The following is an 18682-nucleotide window of genomic DNA, read 5'->3' on the forward strand; positions in this document are numbered from 1 at the left end:
TTAGACCCATTTCTTCTCTGGAGAAGACCAGCATGAGCAAGCCCAAAGTCATTGTGACCGTCGCGCCGACCGGCGGCATGGCGAACAAGAAAATGAACCCGAACCTGCCGACACAGCCGCAGGAGATCGCTGACGACACCTACCGGTGCTACAACGCCGGTGCCAGTGTCGTTGCAGTGCATGCGCGACGTCCTGACGACGAGGCCACCTGCGATCCTGCCATCTATAGCCGCATCAACCGGCTGATTCGCGACAAGTGCGACATCATCCTGAACAACTCCACCGGCGGCGGAATTAACGGCGACATGGTTCGCGAACTCGACAACGGCCTGTGGGAGATCCAGTGGGAGGAACGCCTTAAGGGAATGCGGGGTGACGGCGTCGAGATGTGCACGCTCGATGCACAGACCGTGATCGCAAGCTTCGGCGGCAAGGAGATCCTGGTGGCGACGCCGCCATCGCGAATCCGGCAGATTGCCCAGATGATGAAAGAGCGGGGCATCAAGCCCGAATGGGAGGTGTTCGGCCTTGCCGACATCGTCCAGGATGTACAGCGCGCCATCAACGAGGGCCTCGACGACGCGCCGCACTTTATCAATATCGTCATCGGTGCCAATGCCTTCCAGGGCGCATTACCCTACACGCCTCGCCTGTTGCAGACCATGGTCGACCACCTGCCCCGCAACACCGTCTTCAATGTCAGCGCCATCGGCGCGGCGCAGTTGCCCGCCGCGATGAATTCGCTCTTGCTGGGTGGCCACGTGCGCGTCGGGCTCGAAGACAACCTGTACTACAAGCAGGGGGAGTTGGCCACCAACGTGCAATTGGTCGAGCGGCTTGTTCGCCTGGTACGTGAGATGGGTTACGAGCCGGCCACCCCGACCGAGGCGCGCGAGATCATTGGACTGCGGCCGTTGCGCGAAACAATCGACGCTGCCTGCCTGGAGGGTTAGACAATGCCCAAGGGAGCCGTCAACATCGCCATCATCGGCACCGGCGTCATTGGCGCAGGCTGGGCGACGCATTTCCTGGCGCATGGTTTTGCGGTCACGGCGATGGATCCTGGCGCGGGGGCCGAGTCGCGCCTGCGCGACTGGATCGACAACTGTTGGCCTGTAGTCGAGAGACTCGGGCTGGCGAATGGCGCCTCGCGGGACAAGCTGACCTTCACGACTGACGTGCGCGCGGCGGTGCGCAATGCCGATTTCATTCAGGAAAGCGGCCCCGAGCGTCTGGATGTCAAACACTCGTTGATAGCAAGCATCGAATCGGCGGCAAGGGCAGACGCGATCATCGCTTCGTCGTCGTCGGGCCTGGCTATCAGCGAGATTCAGGCAGGCGCGAAGCATCCGGAACGAATCGTCCTTGGGCATCCATTCAATCCGTCTCACATCATTCCATTGGTGGAGGTCGGTGGCGGCCGGCTTACATCGCCCGAGAACCTGGCGAGGACCATGGCGTTCTATTCCTCAACGGGCAAGAAGGTCATCCGGATCAACAAAGAAGTCAAAGGTCATATCGCCAACCGCCTGCAGGTGGCGCTTTGGCAAGAAGCCATTAGTCTTGTACAGCGCGGTGTCGCGTCTGTGGAGGACGTCGACGCGGCGATCTCCTACGGCCCAGGCTTGCGCTGGGCACTGCTCGGCCCGTTTCTCAACCTTCACGCTTCTGGAGGCGCCGGTGGCATCAGGCATGTGCTGCAGCATCTGGGTGCGGCCCAGCGCGAGTGGGCCAGAGACCTGGGCACGTATCCCGAGACGGACGACTACATCGAGTCGATCGCGAAAGGCGTCGATACGGAACTGCAGTCGTACGATTTTCCAGAAATGCTTCACCAGCGCGATCAATTGCTGATTCAACTCCTCGAGGCGAAGCGAAATCTTTCTCAGATTCCGTAGGCGAACGCCAATCAGGACCTCCGGCGCCCAGACCGCATTGCTGATCGTCATCGCCTCACGCCTTCTTTACGTACGCGCTGCACCACCCTTTCGCGTTCACCAGCTTGCCCGCAAAGATCGTACAGGGCGCCGTTGCATCGCCAGCCTTGCCCTGGAAGAACTGGCAGTTCGCACACGTCTGCCCCGTCTGAAACTTCGGGTACTTTGCACGGTCGACCTTCCCTGCATCGGTTTTGTATCCGAGCGCCTGAGCGTTCGCATCGGACTCCATGACCGGAGCAGCGTCGGCCCATGCTTCGTGCGACAGCACGAGCGACGACGCAACGCCCACTACACTGATCATGAAACTACGGCGGGATGATTTCATGGTTTCACTCCAGATTACCTTCCACTGTTTTCGCTTCGCGACCGGATAGCGCAGTCGCGGATAGCGGGCGCCACCTCGTTACGTCTCGATCAGATAGTTGCGCATCAAACCGGTATCCTCGTGCTCCAGCATGTGGCAATGGTAGAGAAACATGCCTGCATAGTGCTCGAACCGGAGCAGCAACCGAATGCGCTCGCCAGGCATCAGCAGCACGGTGTCTTTCCACCCGTCGTCGACCAGTCCCGCAGCCACGGTGCGGTGCGCGGAAACGAAGTCAGGCAGTACGGTACGGCCGAGCACGCGGAACTGCAGGCCGTGGACATGCATGGAATGAGCCATCAGCATCATCGACTTCTCGTTACGGAATTCCCAGAGTTCCGCGCTGTTGCGCCTCACGGTTTCCGTCTTTGTCACGTTGTCCATGTCGAAGCTGCGCCCGTTGATCCCCCAGACCATCATTCCCATCGTGATGTTGAACACCTTCGGAGCTCGCGCATTGATCGCGTCCCGAGGCAAAGCCACCGGTAGCGACGCGAGCCGCTTTGGCAGTTCGGCCTTTGCATTCGCGCGCTGTTCGACCCGGACCTTCAGGACGGGGAACGACGCACCGTTCGGTAGTGATGCATTACCCATCATGCCGCCCATTGCCATCTCGCCATCGAACGCCAGGCATTGCAGCGTGAGTTCAGTTCCGATCGATCGCTGACTGAAATTCACCCAGATGTCCGCGCGTTCCGCGGGTGACAGCGTGATGTACGGACGCATCACCGGCCTGTCCAGCAGTCCGCCGTCGGTACCGATAATCGCGAGAGGCGAGCGGTCGCTCCAGCCCAGCTTGTAGATGCGCGTGTTCGAGGCATTCAGCAGCCGCAGGCGATACGCACGGGTCGCTACCGGCAACACGAAATCGGGCTTCCCGTTGACCAGAATCCGGTCGCCCAGGAAACCCATCATCCGCGCCATCATCTGCCCCGTGCCATCACCACCCATCATGCCTCGGCCCATCATCCCGCCGCCGCCCATCATCCCCTGCCCCATCATGCCGCCACCGCCCATCATGCCGCGTCCCATCATTCCGCCGTCGCTGTCGGACAGGTACGTGAACTGGTTCTGGCCGTCCAGCACGCGGTCCTGAATCACCAGCGGCACATCGTACGCACCACTGGGCAAGCCGAGGGCTGCCTCCTCGTCATCTGCGACGATCAGGACCCCGGCCTGGCCGAAGTAGATCTGCGCGCCGGTACGCCCGTCCGGGTGCGCATGGAACCAGTACGTCCCCGCCCGGTTGAGCACCTCAAACTCGTAGACGTAATGCTGGCCGGTCGCAATTGCATTGCGCGGATGCCCGTCCATGGCTGCCGGCACGTACAGGCCATGCCAGTGGATGATGGTCGGTTCGGGCAATTCGTTGACGAGGTCGATCCTCACTTTCTGGCCGCGTTGCACGCGCAACACGGGCAGGTAACCGTTCGACAGGAAAGCGAGACTGCCAGGATCGCCCTTCAGGACCTTGCCATCGTAACGCCAGACGCGGGTGGGTTCTCCATGCAGGATCTGCACGTGGTCTTCCCTGGCGCGCAACTGGACCTCAAGGTCCGGAACGAACTGTGGATTTACGACGCCCGGTTGCGCTCGCGCCGGGCGCAGCGTCAATAGCCCGGACGCACTGGCTGCGACAAGACAGGACAGAGTGGACGCGCGCAGAAAGGCACGCCGCGTTGCATCCTCCAGTCGTAACATATCGTTCTCCGTTCCACTGGCCTTCAGACCCGTTGATTGAACGTTTTACCCGGTTCGTCATTGACAGCGGGTCCGGGCTGCGGCTCAAGGCATTGCTTCGGACGAGGTGCTGATACGGAAGAACCTTTCGACCGGGAAAACTGCGACGACTCCGTCCCCGCCCGCACCCGCGTGCGCGATGGCCGTGATCTCCCTGACAAGGGCGTCGACATTCGCTTCCTGGGTGAAGATCTCGATCTTGATGTGCTCAGTCGTCCAGTCATTGGAAAACAGGTTCGGGTGCGCGCCGAATCCCTTGACCTTGCTGACCGTGACACCGTGGATGTGAATCGCGCCGAGTCGCCTTTCGAGCGTCTCCAGGATGTCAGACCTGACGATGGCGACAACGCATCTGATTTCCATGATCTCCTCCTGAGTAGCGGACGAATGAAGCGTTATTCATATTGCCTGGGTCAGCTTTGGGGTCACCCTTTTGGTGCCCATTTGGCATCGACCGCGGCCTGAATTTTCCCGGCGTCCCGATGCCCGTTCTGCGTCATCTGCCAGGCGATTTCCGCGGTCCCCTGGCACACCGCGCAGTCGACCGCCATCTTGTCTTCGAAGCATTGCAGGTTGGAGCGATGCACGCCGCGGTTTTCGCAGCCACACCAGCAGTAGAGCTGGTTCAATACCGCGGGTATCTGTGTCGCCACCCAGTAGGAGTGCCTGATGCCCTTGTCGGAAAACTGGTTCGGATCAAGAACGTGAGATGCATCCGACCGTCCGCTCGGAATGATGCGCAATCCGTTCGGACGCAGCATGCCCACCTGCCACTTGGACTGAGGCGCCGCAGGTGAATCCGGTTTCGCGGCGGCTAGGCTGAGCAGCCGGTGCCTCGTGATGAGAGGCAACAATGCGTACACGGCAGGGAAGACGGCGAACGCCAGGATGAACAGTGCCAGCAGGCGCCATCTCCTGCCATCGGGGCGGTGCGTCGCTGCGGGTATGCCAGCTCCCTGCGTACCCGCAGCCTTCCGGTTGTGATCTCGATGTTTCATTACAGCTTCTCTCGTCGTCACAAGATGCCTGCTACAGGGCGACATGCGTAGCCGCACTGCAGAAGCACATGCGATGCATCCTGCTCACGTTCACATCAGTCCTCGTGGTCCGGTCGATCCCTGTCCGGCCGCTTGCCACGCATCATGAACAGCATCGACAGCGGGCAGATCACCAGGCAGGCGAGAACGATGAGGTTCAGCCAGGAAACCCGGAACTGAGGCAGCAGCCAATATCCCAGCGCGACCAGGACCACGAGACCCAGCACCATCGTGACCGTCGCTTTCACGTTGCTTTTCATGGAATGTTTTCCCGACACGTGGTGTGTCCTTCGAACCCGGACTGTCGCACATCACTTCGACGTCGATATGCCCGGTCTGTCGGCATACCTCGACCTGGCATCGCCCGTTGCCCTCGTCACGTCTGTCGAAGCAGGCGTGACGGGTGCGAGCAAGCCAGTTCCCGGGCAACGTCGCCTGCGGCGCACGTGCGCGCACTCGCACTGCCACGCAGGCAGCGGAACCGGGACGTGTTGATGACGGACTACAGGGTTCGCGGGGGAGGCTGAAGCGGTTCGGGGATGAACTGCCCGAAGAGGAACGGAATCGTTGCCCGGTACACCGGCAACGATGGGATGTCGAGCGCGGCATGCGTGGCCGGCAAGATAGCCGCGCCACATGACAGACCACCAGAACCATGACAGACCGACGCGGCGCCGCTTGCATGCGTGGATGCCTTCTGCGCATCGGGTGGCATACCTGTCATGGAGGAAACGCCTGCCGGTCGCGACATGCCCGAAGACATCATTTCCGGACACGCGCCCGCCTGCGCGGTGTAGCCGAGCAGCGGCAACCACGCGATCAGAAAGCAGGCGACGAAGCGGGTCCAGAATTTCATGGGTTCAGTATAGGCGCTGCGGCTGCGCGTTTCCACGCCTTGGCGGCGATCCAGAAAGCGGTTTCATGACTTACCGGTCCCATCGTTTGAGGTGTGTCAGAAACGCGTCGGCACCGACAAACCCCACCAACTGCGCGTCATCTTGCTCCTCACCGTTGCGGTCATAGAAAATCAGTGCGGGCGGCCCGAACAGTCCATAACGCCGCAGCATCAGGACGTCCTCGGTGGTGCCTTTTGTCACATCAATCTTCAGCAGTTTCCAGTGCGCAAATTCATTCACCACGCGCGGGTCGGCGAAGGTGAAGCGTTCGAGTTCTTTGCAGGTGACGCACCAGTCCGCATAGAAATCCAGCATGACTGGCTGGCCACGCGCGGCCTTGAGCGCCTGGTCCAACTCGGCACTCGTCCGTACCATTTCAAACCGCGCCGTTGCACTTGCATCCGCGTTTGCGCTCACCGGTGACGATACGCGCACCACGCCGCCGAGCGGTTTCAGAACGTCGAAATTGCCCGATGCAACACCAATGAATTCAGCGACTCCGGCAACCAGCAACAATAGTCCGACTGCCTTGCCTATACGAACGACACCAGCAGCATCTGGCGGCAGCGGGTCGATGGCGCGCAGCATCATGCCGCAGCCAGCCAGCAGCAACGCGATCAGCACCATCAGCAGCCAGTCTGGCAGTAACGAATAAACGAACCACAGGGCTGCAGCCAACAGCATGACACCCAGCGTGTTCTGCACCGCGACCATCCAGTGGCCCGACCTGGGCAGAACGTGCGCCCCGAACGTGCCAACCAGCAACAGCGGAAGACCGATGCCGATGCCCATCACATAGAGTGCCAGCGCTCCGCCGATCACGTCACGGCTGTTGGCGATATACAGCAGCGCGCCCGCCAGTGCCGGTGTGGAGCACGGCCCGACGATCAGCGCGGACAGCATGCCCATCACGAACACCGGAACAATCCGGCCCCCTGGCAGACGATTGCTCCATTCGGTCAAGCGAGTCTGCGCGCTTGCGGGTAACTGCAGCCGGAACACCCCGAACATGGCAAGTGCGAGTAGCACCATGAGCACGCCGAAGCCGGCCAGTACCCAGGGTTTTTGCGTCAGGGCCACCAGCGGAATACCGGCAAGCGCCGCAACGGTGCCTGCCAGCGCATAGGTCAGCGCGAGTCCTTGCACGTAGGTGAACGACAACGCGAAGCCACGCCACCGGTGCGGTAGGTCTCGGGTGCCACCGATAACGGCGGTCACGATCGGGATGAGCGGATACATGCACACCGTGCCCGCCATCAACAGGCCAGCCAGGAGGAAGCCCAGTAATTCAGGTACGCCAAGGCCGTTCGCCGGTCGCAGATTCAGACCGAAAACACTAAGCGTCCGATTTTCACCAGCGACTGTGGTTTCACCCGAGCCTGTCGTCGCCGTTGCCGTCCCGTCCTGCACGATGGCGGCGACGGTCCCGTCGGCCGCGATCCGGTAGGTCCGCGTCAGCGGCGGATAACACACGCCCAGGTCCGAGCAGCCCTGCGACGTGACGGAAAGCACGATGCCCGATGCGATAACGTGAGGAAGAGGAAGCTGTAGTTGCACTGGCCGGTGATAAACCTGCACTACCCCGAACGTCGGGTCATTCTTCGATTCTGACGCCGGCATCCCGGCCGGCTTCACGGGCACGCCATCCACCGCGAAGCTGAAGCGATCCCGGTACAGGTAGTACCCGGGTTTTGTACCGAAGTCGAGCGTCACCTGCTGCGGCCCGCTGAGGCTGACCTTCAGTGGGAAGGCATCACGGGGTGACAGCAGATCGGACTCGCTCACTGCATGCGCAGCGAAGGAAGTGAGCACGAGCAGAAAAGCGAGCACCATGCGCAACGCCCGGTGCAGCGTGCCCGCCAGACGACGCATGCCGCCGCGTTTGCTGGTTGATGTCGTTCGCATGGTAGTACTCCTGCTCAAGACGTGAGCGAAAACGCGACCCCAGGCCCGCCGTTACGCGACGGGCCTGGGGTGATCGTGTCAGCGCCCTATCACTGCTGTTTTTCCAGATTCACGATGGTCAACGCACCGTTGACGCTTTCAACGCGGACCTTGACCTTCTCGCCTTCCTTGACCTGCTTGACCATTGACGCATCCTTCGCCTTGAATGCCATCGTCATCGGCGGCATGCCAACGTTGTTCAACGCGCCGTGCTTCAGCGTCACCATGCCGGTCGACGGGTCGACCTTCTTGACCACCGCGTCAGTGAGTGCGGTGTCTGTCGATGAAGCTGTGTCCATGGCACCTGTCTTCATTTTCATACCTGCCATATCGTCGGCTGCCAGCGCGGTGCCGGCAAACGCAGTAGCGGTACAGACCATAGCGGATACGATCATCAACTTCTTCATTGGTTTTCTCCAGGGAGGGTTTGCGGCACGGACGTGCCAATAGGTACTGCATGAGGTTGAGACGGTACTGCGTGAGGTTGAGACGCTTTTCTGGTACGGATAACGCGACGGCGTTGCAGCAGCAGCCAGGCGGCCGGAATGATGAGCATCGACAGGAGCGGCGCCGTCACCATCCCACCCACCATCGGCGCGGCGATACGCTGCATGACTTCCGACCCGGCACCATGGCCCAGCATGATCGGAATGAGGCCGGCCAGCACCACGGCAACCGTCATGGCCTTCGGTCTGACCCGCAGCACGGCGCCCTCACGAATAGCGTCCACGAGGGTCGCCTCCGTGAACGGTTCGCCTCGCTCAAGCCGGCTGTTGAGCGCCCCCTTCAGGTACAGGAGCATCACGACCCCGAACTCGGCAGCGACCCCTGAGAGTGCGATGAATCCAACCGCCGTTGCGACAGACACGGCGTGACCGAGAATCCAGATCAGCCAGAAACCGCCGACCAGCGCGAACGGCACGGTCGACATCAGCAGGAGCGCGTCAGCCGCCGCATTGAACGTGAGGAAGAGCAACACGAAGATAACCACGAGCGTGACCGGAATCACAGTGCGCAACTTGGCCGCCGCCCGCTCGAGGTACTCGAACTGGCCGGACCAGGCGATCGAATAACCCGGCGGCAACACGACGTTCTGCGACACGGCCTGCTGCATCGCCTTCACAGCCGATTGAAGATCTGTATCGCGAATGTCGACGTAGACGTAGCCCGACAGCCGCGCGTTCTCACTACGGATCATGGGTGGGCCATCGGCAATCCTGATGGCAGCTACGTCGCCCAGCGTGATCTGCGCGCCCCGGTCCGTGACCACCGGCAACTGGCGCAGATTGTCGACCGAGTCCCGGACCTCGCGTGGATAGCGGATATTGATCGGGAAACGCTCGCGACCCGCGATGACCTCGCCGACGTTGTCGCCCCCGACCGCCGACGACACGACCGACTGGATGTCAGCGACCGACAGGCCGTAGCGGGCGGCCGCCAGCCGGTCGATGTCGACGTCGATGTAGTGCCCGCCGTTCAGCCGTTCCGCAAGCGCCGACGTGACGCCTGGAACGTTCTTCACTGCAGCCTCCACCTGTGTGGCGATCCTGTCGATCTGCCCGAGATCCGCGCCGGAAATCTTGACCCCCACGGGCGTCTTGATGCCGGTTGACAGCATGTCCAGCCGGTTGCGGATCGGCGGCACCCAGACGTTCGACAGGCCTGGAATTTTCACCCGTGCATCGAGTTCATCGACCAGCTTCTCCGGTGTCATGCCGGGGCGCCATTCACTACGTGGCTTGAACTGGATAGTGGTCTCGAACATCTCGAACGGCGCGGGGTCGGTCGCCGTATCCGCACGGCCCGACTTGCCGAATACGGTTGCCACTTCCGGTACCGTCTTGATCAGGCGATCCGTCTGCTGCAGCAGTTCGGCCGCCTTGTCTGCCGAGATACCCGGTAGCGCCGTCGGCATGTAGAGCAGGTCGCCCTCGTCGAGCGGCGGCATGAACTCGCCACCGAGCCGCGACACGGGAATCAGCGTGATGGCGAGCGCGACCACCGCCAGCCCGATCGCCACCCACGGCCGGCGCAGCGTCGCTTCGAGCAGCGGGCGGTAGAGCCTGATCAGCACGCGATTGATCGGATTGGCGTTCTCGTGCGGGATCCGGCCGCGAATGAGGTAGCCCATCAGCACCGGCACGAGCGTCACCGACAGGCCAGCCGCAGCGGCAATCGTGTACGTCTTGGTGAACGCCAGCGGCGAAAAGAGCTTTCCTTCCTGTCCCTCCAGCGAAAACACCGGGATGAACGACAGCGTGATGATCAGCAGCGAGAAGAACAGTGCCGGCCCCACCTCCGCCGCAGAGGTCGCGATGAGCTCCCAGCGCTGTGCCGTCGTGATGGGTTCGCCCGGATGGTCGTGGTCGTACGCTTCAAGGTGCTTGTGAGCGTTCTCAATCATCACGATGGCCGCGTCGATCATCGCGCCGATGGCAATCGCAATGCCGCCCAACGACATCAGGTTCGCGTTCACCCCCTGGTAACGCATCACGATGAACGCGGCCAGCACACCAAGCGGCAGCGACAGAATGGCGACGAACGCACTACGCAGATGGAACAGGAACACTGCACAGACTAGCCCGACGATGATGAATTCCTCGATGAGCTTGTCCTTCAGGTTGTCCACGGCGCGCTCAATGAGCTGGGAGCGGTCGTAAGTCGTCACAACTTGCACGCCAGCCGGCAATGAACGCTTCAGGTCGGCCAGTTTCGCCTTCACTGCATCGATGGTCGTGAGCGCGTTCTTGCCAGAACGCATGACGATCACGCCACCCGCGACTTCGCCTTCGCCGTTCAGCTCGGCGATGCCGCGGCGCATCTCTGGCCCGATCTGGATGCGCGCGACGTCCCCGAGCAGCACCGGCGTCCCGGCATCGTTGGTGCGCAGCACGATGTTGCGGAAGTCGTCCAGTGAATGCAGATATCCGGACGACCTGACCATGTACTCGGATTCGGCCAGTTCCACCACCGAACCACCCGACTCCTGGTTCGCCTTGCCGAGCGCGTCCGCGACGGTGGCCTGCGTCAGGTTGTAGGCCCGCAGCTTGTCCGGGTCGAGGACGACCTGATACTGGCGAACCATGCCGCCGATGGATGCCACTTCCGAAACATCCGGTACTGACTTCAGTTCGAACTTCAGGAACCAGTCATTCAGCGCGCGCAGTTGTCCGAGGTCGTGTTGTCCGGTCTTGTCGACGAGTGCATATTCGTACACCCAGCCCACACCCGTTGCATCCGGTCCAAGCGACACGGTCGCACCGGGCGGCAGGCGACTCTGCACCTGGTTCAGGTATTCGAGTACCCGCGAGCGTGCCCAGTACTGGTCCGTCTTGTCGTCGAACAGCACATAGACGAATGCATCGCCGAACGACGAATACGCGCGGATCGTTTTCGCGCCCGGCACACCGAGCAGTGTCGTCGTGAGCGGATAGGTCACCTGATCCTCGATGACCTGCGGCGCCTTGCCCGGATACGACGCCTTGATGATGACCTGCGTGTCCGACAGGTCGGGCAGCGCATCGAGCGGTGTCTGCGTCACGGAATACACGCCCCAGGCGGTAACGAGCAGGGTCGCGAGCAGCACCAGAAACCGGTTGTGGATGGACCAGCGAATCAGGCGGGCAATCATTTGACACCTCCGGCTGCCTCGACCTTCGTCAACGTATATCCGTCATCCGACTGCCTGAAAACGAAATGCACGGTCTCGCCAGCCTTCACGTCTGGAAAAGCCGTCGGCGATGGCTTGCCAAACGTCATCGTCATCGCACCCCAGCCCAGTGCCGGCACGGGTTGGTGCGAGAACGTGATGTCACCAGGTGTGACCTTTTCAACCTTGCCGGTCGTTTCGTAGGTTTGGGGAGCGGTCGCGGCAGCGCCGGAAGCCGGCAACGCTGCGGAAGTTGCAGACGCGCCGGCGCCAGCCGCGGCGGCGCCTTCCAGCTTCGGCAGCACCGACTTCAGGCTGGCTTCGGAGTCGATCAGGAACTGCCCCGAGGCGACGACCTGCTGGCCTTCCGTCAACCCGCCCGTTACTTCAGTGCTGTCCCCGGCATCGTTGCCGATCGTGACTGCAACGGGTTGCAGCCGACCGTCGCTGTTCCTCGCGATCACGACGGACCGCTTGCCGGTGGTGATGACCGCTTCCGAAGGTACGAGAAGGCGCGACACAGGTTTCGCTGCACCGACACGCGCGCGCATCAGCATCCCCGGCGTCAGCTTCAGCCCGGCATTGTCGATTTCGAGACGCGCCTGCAGCGTGCGGCTGCTCGTGCTGATGCCAGGCAGGATTTCGCGGATGTGTCCCGTGAAGTGCTGCGTCGGGTCACCGGCAAACACCGCATCCACCGTCATCCCGGGCCGCACCTGAAGGGCCAGCGCCTCGGGCACTTCGACGATGAGCCATAGTCTGCTCAGCCCGGATACCTTGGCCAGCGTCTGGCCGGGCGACACCATCGCGCCATCGCGCACATTGAGTTCGGTCAGCACACCGGTTTCCGGTGCGGACAGCGTGACGTGTGTCTGTGCCTTGCCGGTCCGGTCGAGACTGGCAATCACGCCCTCCGGAATCGACATTGCCCGCATGCGCGCGCGGGAAGCGGCCAGCATGCTGTCATCCATGCCGCCACGCTTCAGCGCCAGATATTCCTCCTGCGGCGCCAGCCAGTCGGGAACGAACAGCGACGCAATGGGCGCGCCCTTCGCCACGCGCTGCATCGGGGCACTCGCGTAAAGGTGGTCGATATAGCCCGTCACCCGCGACTGGACGACGTCCGCCATCGACTCGTCGAACTGCGTCGTGCCAACCGCATCGAATCCTTCCGTTGTTTCCTGCCGCCGTACCGTCGCGTAGCGGATGCCCAGATTCTGCTGCAGCCCTGCGTCAATCCTGATGCCGCTCGACCCGCCTTCGTCCGCATAGACCGGCTCGAGCTGCATGTTCATGAAAGGCGATTTGCCCGGCTTGTCGAAGTGCTGGTTCGGCACCATCGGGTCGTGCCAGTACAGCACCTTGCGACCCGTCTTCGGGTCAATTTTGTCGCTGGAGGGGGTTGCCGCAACAGCGCTTGCGCCACTCATCGCCTCGCGATGCGTGCCTGCAACATACCCTGCTCCCAGCAGCGCGGCGGCGGCAAACAGAGCTAGAACCGCACGCACCTGTTGATTCGTTTGCATAGGTTTCTCCTTCACTGAGCGGCGGACATGGTGGCGGGCACGACCTGGTATTCCAGCTGCGCCCACGTCTGGGATACATCGCGCTGGAGATCGAGCACCTGCAATTGCGCGTCGAGTCGCCCACGTCGGGCAGCGAATGTATCGGCGAGCGAGCCTGTGCCCGCCTTATACGCCGCCGTCGCCAGTTGCACGCGCTGGTCGGCCGCCGGCAGCAAGGCCTGATTGAGACTGGCGATGCGCTCGCGGCCGTTGGCCAAGGTGGCTGACAGCGTCCGGACATCCGCTTCGACCTGCCGCTGGGTGTCCTCATACATCAGGCGTGCCTTGGTCCCAAGCTCCGCTTTTTCAGCCGCGTCCCGGTCCTGGTAGTTCTTGCGATGGATGGGCAACGGGATGCTGACGCCAACCGACACCATGTTCGAGTACGCCCCGCCGCGCTGCTGGTATGAGACTTCCCACGTCCAGTTGGGGCTGCGGTTGCTGTTCGCGACGGCGGTGTCGGCATCAGCGACGGCAATCTCTGCAGAAGCCGCGATGAGCGCCGGCTCCACGTGCCGCAGCTCCTCGGGCGGCAGGGAAGTAACGAACGACTGGGGCGCTGGCGGCTCGCCCGCTACGTCAGTGACCGGTGCGGCAGTCCATCGCGATAGCGAAATCAGTGCGGTCTGCAGTGTCTGTTGAGACTTGAGCAGTTGGTCCTGCGCCTGCGCCAGCATGAGCTGGGCTTGCGTAACGTCGGCGGCCGACGCTTTTGCACCCCGGTAGGAGGCTTGTGTGGCCGCAAGCTCATGCGTCATGTGCCTGATCAGCTCCTGCTGCAACGACACCGTTTTTTTGGCGTAGGCCGCGTTCAGCCATGCGGTCGCGGTTTGCTGACGCACGTTGGTGTATTGCGTGAGATAGCCCGAGCGCTCGCGATCGACGACCTGGTTCGCCAGCGCTGACCGGAGCCGGCGCTTTTCAGGGGAAACCCATTCCTGCTCGATGCCGATACGGCGCATCGTCATGAAATCCTGGCCGATGGTGAACCGTTGAGGTCCGTTCACCGGCAGATTGTCGACGCCGGCCTTGAGCATTGGGTCCGGCAACTGGCCGGCACTGATGACCACCTCAGAACTGGCTCGCACGGATGACTGCGCGGCCTGCATCGCTGCGGATCGGTCCGTCGCGGATTGCAATGCGGCATCAAGGGTGAGTGCTGCCTGCTGAGCGTGTGCTGCCACACTCGCAATGGCGAGCAACGCGAAAAGCGTGCGCGCGTGCACCGTTGCACGCCGTAACGACGGCGTGCCGAATATTAAAGACATGTTCTAACCCCAAACGGTCGAATCCCATAGGGAATCACGTCCTGGACGCAGGACGACCTCACCGCGAACGCGGCGAACTTACTAGGGGCTTAGAGTGCGCGAGGCGGTCGCCAGAATCCACCCGGCTCACGGACGGACAGCGACTGTGCGTAGTGGAAAACGACGGGGCTAGAACGCCCCGCGGGACGGGTCACCTCGGTGCGGGAGACCGGGTGATAGAGGCTGCCGATCTGGCATTGCGCCGTCACCTTGCAGGAAAAACCTTTGGTCTTTCCGCCCGGTGCAGACTTCATGTTTTCGCAGCCGGACATGTCCGACGACATTGCGCTGCTTTCACCTGCGCTCATGCTCATCTGCATCGGACACGCGCCCGTCAGCCCGCTCGCTGCCAGCCCACTGACGGGTAGCGCAACGCAGAGCAGCAGCAGGAACAATGTCCGGAGGAATTTCATGGCGGCGATTATAGCGTGAAAAATATAGCCGGTTTGTGGCGTCGTCTACTGGTCGTGCAACCCAGTTCGCCAACACCCACCCCATGCTTTTCTGGACGTTCTCATTGTCCCTCCAGCAACAATCGACGGCATGCCGCAACTGATCGCCCGGCGTCGAAATCGTCTCCGATTGTGCGTTCCGACTTCTCCCCGCATTTGCATTGTGCAAACGGCCGATGACGCCCGGCATGGGGCAACACCCTACTGATACGGTAGGGCAATCCATCCAGGTTTTCCCCTGACCAGGAGTCTGTCCGACGATCGGCGTGCATCGGGTTCGACGTCACAAACCAATCAGGGTGCAGCGCCGAGACTGCGTTGGAGGAAATTCCAGTGCGCTAAACTGAATGGATCCAGGAGCCTTGGGCGTTGTACGGCATCGGCGACGTGGCCGACAGCCGGGCCCAGAAATACTAGGGCGCGTCGAACTGCTGGCCGAGCAGCGCATCTTCGGATGCGCAGACGTGTCATCGGAACGGCGCTATTCCGGGCCGCTCCGGTGAGGGCACCTCAGCCCCGACCCGAGCATCATCCGCCCTCCAGTCTTTGAACGCCTGGGATGTCCATTCCGCGAGATTCTGGCGCAATATAAGGGTGCGGCAACCGTCGACGAAGGCGGAGGCAAGCGTGGCAAACTCCACCAGGCTCGAGCTGTTTTGTCGGTTATTCCTTGGTCTCTTTGTGGGTTTTTTTTGCATAACAACCGCCCTTTTCGTGCGTTACATGTCGGCGAACCAGCTGCCGCAAATAACCGTCGTGCAGTTGAAAAGCGCATCACAAGCCTTGTCGGTAAGCGCCCCGCCAGTCCCATTCTCATCCGCTTCCCAAACCCAACCGACAACGCCTTCGCTAGATACTGAGGAAAAGACACTCATTGCGTCGTCGGCCTCCACTATCGTCACGTTCATCGTGGCCGCGGTGACTAACGTCCTTAGCTGGCGGAAGGACAAGGCGAAGGCGACCAAAGAAAAGCGGGACGCGTCCCTCTAGTCCCTTGAACTGGATAGGTTGCGACTCGACCCGTACGCCGTCAGCCGTGAGACCTGGTACGCATGCCGCCCACGCCGACCTTGCCACGCCCGACACGGCCGGTTTTGCTATGCGCCGAACTGCCAGGGCGCAGCTTCTTCCTGGAGACGGCCGTGAACGTCACATAATTTGCAGGGTAGTAAGTCGCCCTGTGCACCGCTGCGTGATAGGCCGGATGGACCGGGTTGAGGGCGAGCTTGATGGATTTCACGCCGTAAAATTTTCCACTGCCCTTGATTACGTCCCCCAGCGGAACCGACAGCGATTTGCCACACGGCGCAGGGGGGGGCGCGGACCCGATCTGGTCGAACCAGGCGTCCGCGCGCACGACCGCATACTTGACGCCGTTGACGGTGACATATGTCGCTTCCTCGCCGAGCTCGTAGTCGGGATCCTTGACTTCGATTGCCATGATGGACACCTCCTCGGACGATACCGACACTAATAGTTTAGCGCCAGTGCCGCGATCGAGGCCGTTCACCACGCGCTGCCGATCCGCCGTCTGCGGCTCGAGAAGGTGTGTCCTCAAGATTCAGACTTCGTACGCCAGGTGACCAGGTGGGGCGCTTCGAATGTCGCTGATCGACCCATCTCGACCCTAAGCGGTCGAATCAACCGTCAGATCATCACCCCCCGTCCCAGATGTCTACCCGCCATTCATCGTTGAAGTCCAGCGCATCGTTGGGGCCGCCGGTATTCCGGTCGGCACCTCAACGCGAGGCTCCGATGGCGCCAGCATGATGGCAATAGCCGGCAACGCATGCGGTTGGGTGGGACCGCATTGCGCTGAGCGACCTCGTCGACAGTCGTTGAATCCGACGCCAACGCGCGCCAGGTATCGGCGGAGCCACCCTCCAGGCAGATCAGTTGCCACTGCCCGGGCCCAACGTCCAGACTGTCGCCGTATTCGTATTGTCGTTGACTGCCGCGAACTGTGACTGGCCACTGCTGCCGAGTCCGAACGCGAGGCCGAACGCGGCGCCTGCCGTCGGATCGACCTGCATCTGTGCGACGAACTGCCCGCCGGGCGTGAACTCGACGATTTCGCTCGCGTGCTGCGCATCGGGTGGATTAATAGCATCGCCGTTCGCTGTCACCAGATCTCCATTCGGCGCAAGCGCCAATGCCAGCGGCCCGTGAAGGTGGGTAGTGTCCTTGTAAATCGGGGTTCCCGGGCCATTATCCTTCTTGAGCTTCATCGCGCCCATAATCCGGAACACCGCGTTGTCACCGGTTGATGCGACATACAGAAAATCGTTTGTACCGTCGTAGGCCAGTCCTGTCGGGCCGACAACCAGCGCCGCGGTGTTGGGCAGGTGCGTATAGCCGGACGCAATGATGACCGAGCTTGTCGCCAGCGTCGTGCCGCTCTCCCCGAGGTTGATATCGATCCTCGCCACGGTTCCGCTCAGCACGTTTGAGACGAACGCCGTGACCTGCGGCGCCTGAGCCTGCTCGTTGATTACCGTCATATCCCACGGACCGTCCAGGAGAGTGGCATCTGTCAGTTCACTAACGAGCCCGCCTTGGGGGTTGATCACCAGTAGCGAGCCGGGTGGCCTGATGGCCGATCCGTTCGTCGTCGGAAGATTGCCGACCAGCACAAAGCCGCTCTTCAGCACCGCCAGTGCGGTAGTGAGGCCAAGATTCTGCCCCTGGAAAAAGGTGACTGGCTTGCTGTCGGTCACAAGCTTCACGATGGTCGTGCCGGTGCCTTGCTTGTTCGACGCGGCGTTGAAGTTGGATACCAGGACGTCGCCCGGCTTCAGCGTGCTCCACGACGGCACGCCGCTGGGCACGAACGCAATGCCGTACGGATTGACGTCACCCCTGGTTGGAACCGTCGACGCGACCGTGGATGACGGCGGAAGGATCCCCTCTGCACCTGCTATGGAGGATCCCAGCGACAATACGACGAGACCGACTCCACACATGGCGCCGCGTAATCGCCGGGGCAAAAGGCTGGATGGGCGACGGAATTTCGACGAGCGGATAAACCGGGTCGATGCTTCGAAGGCAGACAACTGACGCGCAGTTTTCATTGGGCACCTCCTGTGTTTGGGGACCACCCCAGCTGGCTTGGCGGCTGGGGCAAGCTCAGAGAGTCCGCAATGCTTCAACGTAAAAGGTCGTTGATGCCGCGGAAGGCGACGTTCGCGCCGCTGATGCACGGGTCCGGCGGCCAGGAAAAAAACGTGCCGCTGCCGCCGGGGATGGCGGTCGTGGTATCGACGACGGTGACGAGCACGGCGGTCGGGCCGCCGTTGACCGCCACCGCGTGGCTGACGAGGGGCAGTGCCGCGAGGAACAGGGCCAGCCAGGCAGACCATAGACGCCGCATGAGTATCTCCTCAGCGCAATCGACCCCGTTCAAAGCTTCTTTTTGGTGGCACCGATGCCGGGACAGCGTCTGGTGGTCATACCCGTCTGTAAAGCGTAGTAACGCATCAACGCGCTTCGCCACACGAATGCGTGCCTATGTGCGGTACCGCACAGAAGTCTGCCGCGGAGCGTTCGCCGCATGGCAACCTTCGATCCCGCCGTGGTGCGGGGATGGCGGCCGTTCAACGATCGCATACGATCAGGTGCTCGCGCATGTAGTTCGCCTTTGTTACTAGTGAAGCCGTCAATTCATTGGAAGCGTCTTTAGAGGACCGCACACTGCGGTCGTTGGACCATTCGTGCGCCTTTCACACCTTACCTGGTGTCATTCCCCAGTGACGCGTCACCATGGTGGTAGGCGGATATTGCTCGACGTG

At 61.8% G+C, this 18682-nt stretch carries 18 protein-coding genes and 1 pseudogene; 2 read left to right on the plus strand and 17 right to left on the minus strand.

Going from position 1 to position 18682, the window contains the following annotated elements; genetic code table 11:
* Nucleotides 1-32 precede the first annotated feature (32 nt).
* Both DLM46_RS07705 and DLM46_RS07710 read left to right on the plus strand, forming a co-directional pair.
* The gene (locus DLM46_RS07705) at nucleotides 33-953 is read left to right on the plus strand and encodes a beta-keto acid cleavage family enzyme (RefSeq protein ID WP_115100169.1); all 921 of its coding nucleotides are present in this window, start codon (nucleotides 33-35) and stop codon (nucleotides 951-953) included.
* Nucleotides 954-956: 3 nt separating this feature from the next.
* Nucleotides 957-1898, plus strand: coding sequence for a 3-hydroxyacyl-CoA dehydrogenase NAD-binding domain-containing protein (locus DLM46_RS07710; protein ID WP_115100170.1), 942 nt, complete (start codon nucleotides 957-959; stop codon nucleotides 1896-1898).
* A gap of 55 nt (nucleotides 1899-1953) precedes the next feature.
* On the opposite strand, the gene DLM46_RS07715 is transcribed toward DLM46_RS07710, so the two are convergent.
* The 17 genes and pseudogenes from DLM46_RS07715 to DLM46_RS07795 form a co-directional block, all read right to left on the minus strand.
* The gene (locus DLM46_RS07715) at nucleotides 1954-2265 is read right to left on the minus strand and encodes a high-potential iron-sulfur protein (RefSeq protein WP_115100171.1); all 312 of its coding nucleotides are present in this window, start codon (nucleotides 2263-2265) and stop codon (nucleotides 1954-1956) included.
* Between the two features lie 78 nt (nucleotides 2266-2343).
* A complete protein-coding gene (locus DLM46_RS07720) occupies nucleotides 2344-4005 on the minus strand; it encodes a multicopper oxidase family protein (protein WP_115100172.1) in 1662 nt (553 codons plus the stop codon).
* 84 nt (nucleotides 4006-4089) lie between these two features.
* Entirely contained in the window at nucleotides 4090-4407 is a 318-nt protein-coding gene (locus DLM46_RS07725; RefSeq protein ID WP_115100173.1) for a P-II family nitrogen regulator, read from the minus strand.
* Nucleotides 4408-4469: 62 nt separating this feature from the next.
* Nucleotides 4470-5042 (minus strand): PCYCGC motif-containing (lipo)protein, encoded by a 573-nt coding sequence (locus DLM46_RS40090; RefSeq protein WP_244305960.1) that lies wholly within the window; start codon nucleotides 5040-5042, stop codon nucleotides 4470-4472.
* A gap of 95 nt (nucleotides 5043-5137) precedes the next feature.
* Complete coding sequence (locus DLM46_RS07735; RefSeq protein WP_115100174.1) at nucleotides 5138-5341, minus strand: DUF2933 domain-containing protein; 204 nt, start codon at nucleotides 5339-5341, stop codon at nucleotides 5138-5140.
* A gap of 242 nt (nucleotides 5342-5583) precedes the next feature.
* Nucleotides 5584-5937 (minus strand): hypothetical protein, encoded by a 354-nt coding sequence (locus DLM46_RS07740; RefSeq protein ID WP_244305962.1) that lies wholly within the window; start codon nucleotides 5935-5937, stop codon nucleotides 5584-5586.
* A 70-nt stretch (nucleotides 5938-6007) separates the two neighbouring features.
* A complete protein-coding gene (gene dsbD, locus DLM46_RS07745; protein WP_115100176.1) occupies nucleotides 6008-7882 on the minus strand; it encodes a protein-disulfide reductase DsbD in 1875 nt (624 codons plus the stop codon).
* Nucleotides 7883-7971: 89 nt separating this feature from the next.
* Nucleotides 7972-8328, minus strand: coding sequence for a copper-binding protein (locus DLM46_RS07750; protein WP_115100177.1), 357 nt, complete (start codon nucleotides 8326-8328; stop codon nucleotides 7972-7974).
* Nucleotides 8325-11552 carry an efflux RND transporter permease subunit gene (locus DLM46_RS07755; RefSeq protein ID WP_115100178.1) on the minus strand — a complete coding sequence of 1076 codons (3228 nt, stop codon included), beginning with the start codon at nucleotides 11550-11552 and terminating at the stop codon, nucleotides 8325-8327. The genes DLM46_RS07750 and DLM46_RS07755 overlap by 4 nt, the downstream gene beginning before the upstream one ends.
* Entirely contained in the window at nucleotides 11549-13096 is a 1548-nt protein-coding gene (locus DLM46_RS07760) for an efflux RND transporter periplasmic adaptor subunit (protein WP_115100179.1), read from the minus strand. Before DLM46_RS07760 ends, DLM46_RS07755 begins: the two co-directional genes overlap by 4 nt.
* A gap of 11 nt (nucleotides 13097-13107) precedes the next feature.
* Nucleotides 13108-14403 carry a TolC family protein gene (locus DLM46_RS07765; protein ID WP_115100180.1) on the minus strand — a complete coding sequence of 432 codons (1296 nt, stop codon included), beginning with the start codon at nucleotides 14401-14403 and terminating at the stop codon, nucleotides 13108-13110.
* Between the two features lie 89 nt (nucleotides 14404-14492).
* On the minus strand, nucleotides 14493-14855 hold the full coding sequence (locus tag DLM46_RS07770; RefSeq protein ID WP_115100181.1) for a hypothetical protein: 363 nt from the start codon (nucleotides 14853-14855) through the stop codon (nucleotides 14493-14495).
* Nucleotides 14856-15250: 395 nt separating this feature from the next.
* Nucleotides 15251-15340: pseudogene (locus DLM46_RS07775) on the minus strand (potassium-transporting ATPase subunit C); the annotation flags it as partial.
* A 273-nt stretch (nucleotides 15341-15613) separates the two neighbouring features.
* The gene (locus DLM46_RS07780; protein ID WP_133300307.1) at nucleotides 15614-15802 is read right to left on the minus strand and encodes a hypothetical protein; all 189 of its coding nucleotides are present in this window, start codon (nucleotides 15800-15802) and stop codon (nucleotides 15614-15616) included.
* Nucleotides 15803-15924: 122 nt separating this feature from the next.
* A complete protein-coding gene (locus DLM46_RS07785) occupies nucleotides 15925-16335 on the minus strand; it encodes a hypothetical protein (RefSeq protein ID WP_115100183.1) in 411 nt (136 codons plus the stop codon).
* A 451-nt stretch (nucleotides 16336-16786) separates the two neighbouring features.
* On the minus strand, nucleotides 16787-17965 hold the full coding sequence (locus DLM46_RS07790; protein WP_208866244.1) for an NHL repeat-containing protein: 1179 nt from the start codon (nucleotides 17963-17965) through the stop codon (nucleotides 16787-16789).
* Between the two features lie 74 nt (nucleotides 17966-18039).
* On the minus strand, nucleotides 18040-18264 hold the full coding sequence (locus DLM46_RS07795; protein ID WP_115100184.1) for a hypothetical protein: 225 nt from the start codon (nucleotides 18262-18264) through the stop codon (nucleotides 18040-18042).
* Between the last annotated feature and the right edge of the window lie 418 nt (nucleotides 18265-18682).

Origin of the sequence: Paraburkholderia lacunae (assembly GCF_003353175.1) — a bacterium.
GTDB lineage: Bacteria > Pseudomonadota > Gammaproteobacteria > Burkholderiales > Burkholderiaceae > Paraburkholderia > Paraburkholderia lacunae.